Source organism: Nostoc cf. edaphicum LEGE 07299, assembly GCF_015207245.1.
GTDB lineage: Bacteria > Cyanobacteriota > Cyanobacteriia > Cyanobacteriales > Nostocaceae > Nostoc > Nostoc edaphicum_B.
In genome coordinates this window covers 1-2,841 of the sequence record NZ_JADEXF010000891.1, presented here as the reverse complement: position 1 = coordinate 2,841, position 2,841 = coordinate 1, and the positions used below count along the sequence as shown (strand labels likewise).

Below are 2,841 nucleotides of genomic sequence, written 5' to 3'. Positions count from 1 at the left end.
GGTTTGTGGCGAATGCGAGGGTTAGGGCTATTGTGGGGACAAAAGGCAACTGCCCAAGCCGACCAATCGTTTATAAATGATACTCAATTTCATGGAGAAACGCGGACTAATAACTATTTTTGAAAGCTCCAAACAGTACCTCAACCGGGGCGACTCGAAACTAAAGCGGCAGTATTTCAAGGTCAAGTTAAATGCACAAAACTCTGATTAGTTTCTGTGACTAATCTAGGGTATTGGCTGCCTCAAGTAACAGTTCCACAGTTGTTGCTAAGAGCGTTCGTACACGAGTTAACTGATTTCGGCGCTCAATTCCCAGCCGTGCTTCAGTGTTTCGCGGATCGTCATCATGGCTTAAATGAACAACTTTCACTTTTTGCTGTTTTTCGGATGGTTCAAATATTGGCTCAGGAGCAGATGGGTTCTATAAGGCTTCGCCAAATCTAGAGTGAGAGTGTTGTGGCAAGCCACAACAAACTGACCAATAAAAATAGGCCGATCGCTGCGTCTGGAAAACTCGTGATCGCCTTTTTACCCATTTAAGAGGTATTTTCTAATGATGACACAAGTTTCAGCCCCTACGCCAACAAAAGATCCGCTAACCACACAGAATCGCCAAATCATTGCAACTATCGTCAATCAATCGGACTATTCAAAAGAGTGCAAGCCCGAAGATGTAGTAACTATCTGGATCAACAATGATGATATTGTGTGGGTGAAAATGACCCACGGTTATGCTCGATACCATAAACAATCATTCAAACGCGCTGTTGCAGAGGTAAAAGCGAGTCTTTCTGCTCCAGTAAAGTGCAATCACGAAGAAGATGAGGAATTGAAACAAGCTGCTGAGAAAATTGGCTTGTTGGGTGATTGTGATTGGCTATCGTTGAGCGTCCAATACTATCCTGATAAAGTAATCGGTCACGCTGGTTGTTATATCTCTCACAAGGCTCGAATATTAACGCCACCGGCTGAATGGGACTTCACCCTGCCGAAGTGGAATATGCCTGCTGCCATCTGTCCAGACTGCGAAGGTCATGGGTGCGGTAACTGCTCGTATCGCGGAACTCGTGCAGAAGACTTGTGCGAACCAGTGGACGGCTATCGACTGACCTATGTAGGACGCACTGACCTTCAGACGGCTCACAATGTATATCTAGATGGTGAGTTTTTGGGCATACTCTTCAAAGTCCGAAACCCCAATGAAGTCTGGGAAAACGACCCCAAGACCTACTACTGGCGCTGTGGTGATGGAGTACGGTATTGGTGTGTCAGGGAGGCTGTAGAAGCACTGTCTAGGGCAACTGCTCCGATTGAACTGCCGCAAGTTCGTCGGGAGTTGGTAGCGGCGTAAGTAAAAGGTGGGTTTTCATACCCACCATGCAACCATAACCAATCCTTTTAAAATAAAACACAGTTCACCTTTAAAACATGACTAGCAAGCCTTACGATCAGTTTTCTAAGGAATTATTAGAGGAGTTGTTGTCTCCTTTAGGTAGAGTAGAAGTTAACAAACAAGTCACTGATGAAACCAGATTTGTTGACGTTTTGTTTACAAGCACACCAACTGCCCAAGCTCAAAATCTTGGATTATTGGGCAGAATCGCTGTGTTAAATACGGCACTTTTGGAACCATTCCGCAATCAACCAAGTAGGTCAGAAGTACGCAACTGTTTTCTGAAACTGTTCACCGTGATTGCAGACTCACAACGCAAAGCCAAGCGAGAGAAAACCAGTTTACCAGAAGATAGTTTAGCGCGTTTGTGGATTATATCGCCTAGCGCTTCAGCCTCTCTGTTGGAGGATTTAGAGGTTAAACTAGATTTAGAAAAGTGGAGCAGGGGAGTTTACTTTTTCCAGAAGTGTTTTAGAGCAGCAATAGTAGCGGTTAACGAGCTACCAGTAACAGAAGAAACATTATGGCTGAGGATTTTGGGTAGAGGCGAAACGCAACGTACTGCCATTGATGAATTGCTGGCACTACCCGAAAGCAACCAATTAAGACAGAATACTCTCAAACTGATTACTAATTTGCGGGTCATTATAGTTCAACAGCAAGAAACTTTAACAGAAGATGAGCAGGAATTAATCATGAATTTGTCGCAAGCTTACCAGCAGTGGGAAGAAACAACTAAACTTGAGGGAGTACAGCAAGGGCAACGTCAAGTTGTAGAAAACTTGTTGAGATTTAGGTTTGGTTCTGTTGATGAAGAGTTGTCAAGAGTTGTTGATAGTTTATTGCAGCTAACACCAGAAGAATTTACTCCCCTATGTCTTGAATTATCTCGTGAAGATTTGCTAGCAAGATTTAATTCACATCAATAATTTGTACAGGGCAAATAATGAGTAATAAAGAGCGCTATTGTGAAATCAAGAGCGCTGTTTTATTGGCTATGCACTTGATACATCTGAAATCTACGGCTGCGCCAATGCGAAAGTGAAATGTATTGGTATTGAACAATGAACCCTCAAGAAAATGCCGAATTACTTGCTGCTTTGATGCGCCAAGAGGAACTACTCAAGCAATTAATCGCTTCAATCAATAAGCCAAAACTAGGATTGCACTCTGATGCAGGCAGTAGCAAAATCTACTGCAATCGTCACAATGGTTCACTGTGGTATACCCTAAACAATAGTGAAGCGAGTGCGATTAACCAAACTGCCTTAACTGGATATTTGCGAGAACTCAAATTTGAGAAGTGTGAGCGCAGGGGAAAGGAAGTTTACAAGTTGCTGATTACAATTCAAGCAGACAGACCTTATATATTAGAAAGCGGGCATGATACTCACTTTGCTAAATCTGTATTAGCCGCGATCGCAACTTTGACCCCACAACAATTATAT

At 43.1% G+C, this 2,841-nt stretch carries 4 protein-coding genes; 3 read left to right on the top strand and 1 reads right to left on the bottom strand.

The window, feature by feature from the left end:
* Window positions 1–220 precede the first annotated feature (220 nt).
* A complete protein-coding gene (locus IQ229_RS22270; protein ID WP_194047475.1) occupies window positions 221–370 on the bottom strand; it encodes a hypothetical protein in 150 nt (49 codons plus the stop codon).
* A 183-nt stretch (window positions 371–553) separates the two neighbouring features.
* On the opposite strand from IQ229_RS22270, the gene IQ229_RS22265 reads away from it, so the two are divergent.
* The 3 genes from IQ229_RS22265 to IQ229_RS22255 form a co-directional block, all read left to right on the top strand.
* Window positions 554–1,351, top strand: coding sequence for a hypothetical protein (locus IQ229_RS22265; protein WP_194047473.1), 798 nt, complete (start codon window positions 554–556; stop codon window positions 1,349–1,351).
* A 77-nt stretch (window positions 1,352–1,428) separates the two neighbouring features.
* A complete protein-coding gene (locus tag IQ229_RS22260) occupies window positions 1,429–2,322 on the top strand; it encodes an RpnC/YadD family protein (protein ID WP_194047471.1) in 894 nt (297 codons plus the stop codon).
* Window positions 2,323–2,457: 135 nt separating this feature from the next.
* Window positions 2,458–2,841, top strand: a 384-nt coding sequence (locus IQ229_RS22255; protein ID WP_194047469.1) for a hypothetical protein, incomplete at its 3' end; no start/stop codon positions are given.

What these genes read in the sequence shown, in the direction of transcription:
- IQ229_RS22265 (WP_194047473.1), top strand. Translation starts at nt 554, where the DNA reads ATGATGACACAAGTTTCAGCCCCTACGCCAACAAAAGATCCGCTAACC.
- IQ229_RS22260 (WP_194047471.1), top strand. Translation starts at nt 1,429, where the DNA reads ATGACTAGCAAGCCTTACGATCAGTTTTCTAAGGAATTATTAGAGGAG.